The organism is Cupriavidus necator (genome assembly GCF_040578825.1).
Taxonomy (GTDB): Bacteria; Pseudomonadota; Gammaproteobacteria; order Burkholderiales; family Burkholderiaceae; genus Cupriavidus; species Cupriavidus necator_E.
Map to the genome: position 1 here is coordinate 93,752 of NZ_JBEFLI010000015.1, position 6,792 is coordinate 100,543.

The 6,792-nt window shown below is 68.4% G+C and carries 6 protein-coding genes; 4 read left to right on the plus strand and 2 right to left on the minus strand.

Annotation, left to right across the window (positions count from 1 at the left end; all coding sequences use genetic code 11):
• Positions 1–63: 63 nt before the first annotated feature.
• The 4 genes from AB1I47_RS10475 to AB1I47_RS10495 all read left to right on the plus strand — a co-directional run bounded on the left by AB1I47_RS10475 (position 64) and on the right by AB1I47_RS10495 (position 5,305).
• Positions 64–765 (plus strand): heavy metal response regulator transcription factor, encoded by a 702-nt coding sequence (locus AB1I47_RS10475; RefSeq protein ID WP_354683681.1) that lies wholly within the window; start codon positions 64–66, stop codon positions 763–765.
• Positions 762–2,219, plus strand: coding sequence for a heavy metal sensor histidine kinase (locus tag AB1I47_RS10480; RefSeq protein ID WP_354683682.1), 1,458 nt, complete (start codon positions 762–764; stop codon positions 2,217–2,219). Before AB1I47_RS10475 ends, AB1I47_RS10480 begins: the two co-directional genes overlap by 4 nt.
• Before the next feature lie 132 nt (positions 2,220–2,351).
• A complete protein-coding gene (locus AB1I47_RS10485; protein WP_354683683.1) occupies positions 2,352–2,762 on the plus strand; it encodes a VOC family protein in 411 nt (136 codons plus the stop codon).
• A gap of 107 nt (positions 2,763–2,869) precedes the next feature.
• On the plus strand, positions 2,870–5,305 hold the full coding sequence (locus AB1I47_RS10495) for a heavy metal translocating P-type ATPase (RefSeq protein ID WP_475572026.1): 2,436 nt from the start codon (positions 2,870–2,872) through the stop codon (positions 5,303–5,305).
• 119 nt (positions 5,306–5,424) lie between these two features.
• On the opposite strand, the gene AB1I47_RS10500 is transcribed toward AB1I47_RS10495, so the two are convergent.
• Complete coding sequence (locus AB1I47_RS10500) at positions 5,425–6,324, minus strand: polysaccharide deacetylase family protein (protein WP_354683684.1); 900 nt, start codon at positions 6,322–6,324, stop codon at positions 5,425–5,427.
• A 13-nt stretch (positions 6,325–6,337) separates the two neighbouring features.
• Positions 6,338–6,792 (minus strand): NAD-dependent epimerase/dehydratase family protein (locus AB1I47_RS10505; RefSeq protein ID WP_354683685.1); only part of this gene is annotated, 455 nt, incomplete at its 5' end.

Sequence of the window (6,792 nt, forward strand, 5' to 3'; positions counted from 1 at the left end):
CCCGCCATCCTCGGATAGCGTTACGCCATGGCGGCGCTGGTGCCGCCGGAAAGTGACTGAAACATGCGTATCCTGATTGTCGAGGATGAGCCCAAGGCGGGCGACTACCTGCACAAGGGCCTGACCGAATCCGGCTTCGTGGTGGACCTGGCGCGCGACGGCGTCGACGGCCTGGCCCACGCGCGCGAGCACCCGTATGACCTGATCGTGCTGGACGTGATGTTGCCGGGGCTGGACGGCTGGCAGGTGCTGCGCGAGCTGCGCCGCGAACGCGACACCCCGGTGCTGTTCCTGACCGCGCGCGACGAACTGTCCGACCGCCTCAAGGGCCTGGAGCTGGGCGCCGACGACTATATGGTCAAGCCCTTCGCCTTCGCCGAGCTGGTGCTGCGCATCCGCACCATCCTGCGCCGCGGCCCGCTGCGCGAGAGCGAATTCATCGAAGTGGCCGACCTGCAGATCGACGCGATCCGCCGCCGCGTGGTGCGCGCCGGCCAGAAGATCGACCTGACCTCCAAGGAGTTCGCGCTGCTGTACCTGCTGGCGCGCCGGCGCGGCGAAGTGCTGTCGCGCTCGCTGATCGCGTCGCAGGTGTGGGATGTCAATTTCGACAGCAATACCAATGTGGTCGACGTGTCGATCCGGCGCCTGCGCGCCAAGGTCGACGACCCCTTCGCGCGCAAGCTGATCCACACGCGGCGCGGCATGGGCTATGTGCTGGACGATGGCGAAGACGGGGATGAGCGCAGGCTGGGCGACGCATGAAGCGGCTGACGTCTTCCCTGACCACGCGGCTGGCGCTGGCGTACGGGCTGGCCACCGCGGTGATCCTCGCCAGCGTGGCGGCCTACCTGTCCAGCGCGTTGTCGACGCAGCTTGAGGGGCGCGATGAAAGCGAGCTGGTCGGCGAGGTGCTGCTGGTGCGCCACCTGCTGCGCGAGGTGCGCAGCGAGGCCGAGATCCGCGCCGATACCCACCGTTTTGCCGATATCGCAATGGGCCATGAAGGGCTGATCCTGGTGGTGCGCACGCGCCAGGGCGAGCCGCTGGTCACGCTCAATCCACGCAATGAGGTCGTGCCGCCGCTGCGTGTGCTGCCCGCCACCACGCAGCCCGACAAGGGCATGCTGCAGACCTGGTACCCGCGCAACCGCGTGGCGTCGCGCGGCATTGCGGCGCTGGGCCAGCTCGGCGATAGCAGCGATCCGGACCAGGCCGTTGAGATCGTGGTGCTGCGCGACGCCGGCTATCGCGTGGCGCTGATCCGCGAATACCGCCACCAGGTGCTGTGGGCCACGCTGTGCGGCGCCGCGGTGGCGGCGGGACTGGGCTTCGTGCTGGCGCGGCGCGGGCTGCGCCCGCTGCGGCGCATGGCCGCCGATGCGGCTGCCGTGACCACCAGCCGGCTGGCCACGCGGCTCGATGTCGGCAGCGCGCCGGCGGAGCTGCGTGAACTGGCGGCGGCGCTCAACGACATGCTGGCGCGGCTGCAGGATAGTTTCTCGCGGCTCTCCGAGTTCTCGGCGGACCTGGCGCATGACTTCCGCACGCCGATCAGCAACCTGATCGGCCAGACCCAGGTCACGCTGGCGCAAAGCCGCGGCGTGGCCGAGTACGAGGCGCTGCTCGAATCCAACCTGGAGGAGTACGAGCGTCTGGCGCGCATGATCGAGAACATGCTGTTCCTGGCGCGCGCCGACCATGCGCAGGTGGCGCTGGGCGTGCGCACGCTGGATGCGCGCGAAGAGCTCGACAAGATGGCCGAATATTTCGAGGCCGTTGCCGCCGACCGTGACGTGACGCTGGCAGTGAGCGGGCGCGCGCCGGTGCAGGCCGACCAGACGCTGCTGCGCCGCGCCGTCACCAACCTGCTCGACAACGCGCTGCGCCATGCGCCGGCGGGCAGCACGGTGCAGCTCGATGTCGGCCGCATCCCGGCGCCGGGCGGCGCTACTACCTGCATCCGCGTCAGCAACGGCGGGCCGGCGATCCCGCCTGAAACGCTGCCGCATATCTTCGGGCGCTTCTACCGCGCTGATCCGTCGCGCCGCAATTCGGCGGCGTCGACCGGGCTGGGGCTCGCCATCGTCGATACCATCATGCGGCTGCATGGCGGCAACGTGACGGTGCGCAGCTTCGATGGCGAAACAGTGTTTTCGCTGCAGTTTCCGGCCGAAGCCGCGGCGGTTGCCGTGCCGGTCGCAGCTCCCGTTTCCTGAGCCCCGCTATCCACTTGCATGCAGCCGGCACGCGCGCATAATGGCGCGCGTGCCGCGTTGGCCGTACCCGGGCATGCGGCGCGTAGCCCCAAGTGCGATGCAACCCGAATGGCAACCCAAAAGGAGAACGACATGCAGGTGCAACCCTATCTGGACTTTGGCGGCCGCTTCGACGAGGCCATGGCTTTCTACGGGAAGGTGCTGGGCGCGCAGGTGACCTTCGCCATGCGCTACAAGGACGCGCCGCCGGGCGAAGGCATGGAGATTCCCGAGGACTGGAAAGACAAGGTGATGCACGCCAACATCCAGTTCGGCGACAGCCAGATCATGGCGTCCGACGGCCAGCGCGGCGCGAGCCCGGCGTTCTCCGGCTTCAGCCTGTCGGTGGGCGCGGTCAGCAAGGAAGAGGGCGAGCGCATCTTCAACGGCCTGAGCGAAGGCGGCCAGGTGGTGGTGCCTTACCAGAAGACGTTCTGGGCCGAAGGCTTCGGCATGCTGGTGGACCGCTTCGGCATGTCGTGGATGGTCAACTGCGAGCACTGACCCGCGCTGGCGGCATGGCGGCAGTCTTCGCCGCCATGCCGGCTTGACTCTGTAGTCGCTACAGGGTCTTCAATGTCATCAGGTCAAACCAGCGGGAACAACAAGAGATGGCTCGCACGTCACCTGAAGACGCACTTCCTCAAGATCGCACCGCACGGGCGCAGGATCCACACGGGCACCGGCCTGATCGGCACGGGCATGCCCACGATCACGGCCACGGCCACGATCACGATCACGATCACGATCACGATCACGATCACGATCACGGCCACGGCCACGGCCACGGCCACGGCCACGGCGAATCCCATACCGCGCCGGCTGAGGCAGCCCACGCCTGCTGCGGCGGCGGTTGTTCGTCGACGATCGCGCTGACGCCCGCCACACCGCCCGAGGTACCCGCCGGCGCGCGCACCGCCGCGTGGCGCATCGATGCGATGGACTGCCCGACCGAGGAAACGCTGATCCGCAACAAGCTGGGCGGCATGCCCGGCGTCGCGGCACTTGAATTCAACCTGATCCAGCGCGTGTTGACGGTGCACCACACGTTGCCGTCGCCCGAGCCGGTGGCGAAGGCCATCCAGAGCCTGGGCATGCAGCCGGTGCCGCTGACTACCGCGGCCGCGCAGGACGTCCTGCCGGAAACCACCGCGCGCAAGCCGTGGTGGCCGCTGGCGCTGGCCGGTGTGGCCGCAGTTGGCGCCGAGGTGGCGGAATGGCTGGCGCTGGGCCTGGCGTGGCTGCCGGCCGTGCTGGCGCTGGCGGCAGTGGCGCTTGGCGGCCTGACCACCTACCGCAAGGGCTGGATCGCGCTGCGCAACGGCAACCTGAATATCAATGCGTTGATGAGCATCGCGGTGACCGGCGCGCTGCTGCTGCGCCAGTGGCCCGAAGCGGCGATGGTGATGGTGCTGTTCGCGCTGGCCGAGCGTATCGAAGCCGCTTCGCTCGACCGCGCGCGCAATGCGATCCGCGGCCTGATGGCGATGGCACCGGTGCAGGCCACGGTGCGGCGCGCCGACGGCAACTGGGAGACCGTGCCCGCTGCCGGCGTTGCCGTAGGCGCGCTAGTGCGCCTGCGTCCCGGCGAGCGCGTGGCGCTGGACGGCAGGGTGGTGCGTGGCCAATCCGCGCTGGACCAGGCGCCCATCACCGGCGAAAGCGTGCCGGTGGACAAGGCCGAGGGCGATGCGCTCTACGCCGGCTCGATCAACCAGTCCGGCGAACTTGAATACACCGTGACCGCGCCCGCCAACGACTCCACGCTGGCGCGCATCATCCACGCGGTGGAAGCCGCGCAGGGCAGCCGCGCGCCGACGCAGCGCTTTGTCGACCAGTTCGCGCGCATCTATACGCCTACGGTATTCGCCATCGCGCTGGTCGTGGCGGTGGTGCCGCCGCTGCTGATGGGCGGCGCCTGGGTCGACTGGATCTACAAGGCGCTGGTGCTGCTGGTGATCGCCTGCCCGTGCGCGCTGGTGATCTCAACGCCGGTGACCATCGTCAGCGGCCTGGCCGCGGCCGCGCGCCGCGGCATCCTGATCAAGGGCGGCGTCTACCTGGAGCAGGGCCGGCACCTGGCCTGGGTGGCGCTGGACAAGACCGGCACCATCACGCATGGCAAGCCCGCGCAGACTGACCATGCACTGCTGGCCAACGACGTGCCGCACGCACGCGCCATCGCCGCCAGCCTGGCGGCGCGCTCCGACCACCCGGTCTCGCGCGCGGTGGCGACGGCGGCCGTCGCAGACGGCATCGCCATGCTGCCGGTGCAAGATTTCGAGGCGCTTGCGGGCCGCGGTACGCGCGGCACGGTGCAGGGCGTGGAGTACTGGCTCGGCAACCACCGGCTGGTGCATGACCTTGGCGCCTGCTCGCCCGCGTTGGAAGCGCGGCTCGAAGCGATCGAGCGCGAAGGCAAGACTGTGGTGCTGCTGGCGCATGTCGACGGCAATGGCGCCGCGACAGCGCTGGCGTTGTTCGCGGTGGCCGATACCGTGCGCGATACCAGCCGGCAGGCGATCGCGGAACTGCATGCGCTGGGCGTGAAGACGCTGATGCTGTCGGGCGACAACCCGCACACGGCACAGGCCATCGCCGCGCAGGTCGGCATCGACGAAGCGCGCGGCAACCAGTTGCCGCAGGACAAGGCCGATGGCATCGCCACACTGGCCGATGCGGCGCATGCGCGTGGCGGACGGATCGGCATGGTCGGCGACGGCATCAACGACGCGCCGGCGCTGGCGCGGGCCGATATCGGCTTTGCCATGGGGGCTGCGGGGACCGATACCGCGATCGAGACTGCTGATGTGGCGCTGATGGATGACGACTTGCGCAAGATTCCGGCTTTTGTGCGGTTGTCGCGGCGGACTTCGAGCATCCTCGTTCAGAACATCACGCTCGCGCTTGGGATCAAGGCGGTATTCCTGGTGCTGACGGTGATGGGGATGGGAACGATGTGGATGGCGGTGTTCGCCGATATGGGGGCTAGCTTGCTGGTGGTGTTTAATGGGCTGCGGGTGGGGGTGGTGGAGCGGAGGGTTTGAAGGGCGGGGCCTAAAGCGCGAGGCTTAACGCCCGCTGCCGGTTTGCTCCCCTCTCCCGCGCGCGGGAGAGGGGAGCCTTGCTCGTGCGATGTCAGCTACGGCCGATCGGGATGACCGAGTCAGCCCACCCGCGGCTGCACAATCAACTCCCCACTGCGCCCCGGAATCTCCCCCCAGGTCACCGGCAACTCCGGCAGCCCCTGACGATCCAGTCCGCGATACCACGTGGCCATCGACACCAACTGGTGCCCCTGCGCCCGCCATCCGGCAAGCAGCCGTTCGAACACCGGTGCCAGCTTTCCGCCTTCCAGCTCGGCATGCAGCGTGAACACATGGTCGCGCGGACCTTCCGTGAGCTTCAGCAGCGCGGTATGGACGTTGTCCTCGGTCAGCCCGTCCATGCCGATCAGTTCATCCAGCGTCGGCAACGTCGTCGGCATCTGCACATGCCGGCAGGCCACGCCGTCGATCGTCGGGATATAAGGCGCGGTGCCGCGACCGTCTGACGCATACGCCATGCCCCAGTCATCGATCTGCCGGAACGCATCTTCGTTCATCTGCCAGCCGGCCGCGCCATGCGTGGCCGGTGCTTCGCCGAAGATCTCGGTGTAGCGCGCGAACGCCTGCTGCATCTGCCGCCGCGTCCAGGCAGCATCGCGCTCGCGCACGTTGTCCTGCCAGTAGACGTGGTCCCAGGTGTGGATGCCGCATTCATGCCCGGCCGCGCGCGCCGCGCGCATCTCGGGCGCGCCCTTGCGGCCGATGTCCGGCCCCGGCAGCAGCACGCCATACATCAGCGTGCGCAGCCCGTAGTTGGACACCACCGAGGTGCGCGACACCTTCTTCAGGAAGCCGGGCCGGAATACGCGCCGCAGCGCCCAGCCGGTATGGTCGGGGCCGAGGCTGAACAGGAAGGTGGCCTGTGCCTGCGCAGCCGCCAGCATGGACAGCAGCTTCGGGACCCCTTCGCGCGTGCCGCGCAGCGTGTCGACGTCGACCTTCAGGGCAATACGTGCCATCTGCGGTGCGCGCTCAGTTGCCCGAATCGACCAGCGTACGGGCCTCGATCACCTTGCCGCGGTACGCCTCGAAGATGCGGCGCAGCGCCGCTTCCATCGTGATCCCGGGCTTCCAGCCCAGTTCTTCGATGGTGTTGTCGATCTTCGGCACGCGGTGCTGCACGTCCTGGTAGCCCTTGCCGTAGAAGTCGCCCGACGAGGTCTCGATGATCTGCGTCTTGCGTGCTTCCTCCGCGTATTCCGGATAGTCGGCCGCCATCCTGAGCATCATCTCCGCCAGCTCGCGCACCGAGTGGATATTGCCGGGATTGCCGATGTTGTAGATCTTGCCGGTGGCCACGCCGTTGGGGTTTTCGATGATGCGCATCAGTGCGCTGATGCCGTCGGCGATATCGGCAAAGGCCCGCTGCTGCGCGCCGCCGTCGACCAGCTTGATCGGCTCGCCGCGCACGATATGGCCGAGGAACT

Coding starts and splice junctions, on each gene's coding strand:
- AB1I47_RS10475 (WP_354683681.1), top strand. CDS start 64: ATGCGTATCCTGATTGTCGAGGATGAGCCCAAGGCGGGCGACTACCTG.
- AB1I47_RS10480 (WP_354683682.1), top strand. CDS start 762: ATGAAGCGGCTGACGTCTTCCCTGACCACGCGGCTGGCGCTGGCGTAC.
- AB1I47_RS10485 (WP_354683683.1), top strand. CDS start 2,352: ATGCAGGTGCAACCCTATCTGGACTTTGGCGGCCGCTTCGACGAGGCC.
- AB1I47_RS10495 (WP_475572026.1), top strand. CDS start 2,870: ATGGCTCGCACGTCACCTGAAGACGCACTTCCTCAAGATCGCACCGCA.
- AB1I47_RS10500 (WP_354683684.1), bottom strand. CDS start 6,324: ATGGCACGTATTGCCCTGAAGGTCGACGTCGACACGCTGCGCGGCACG.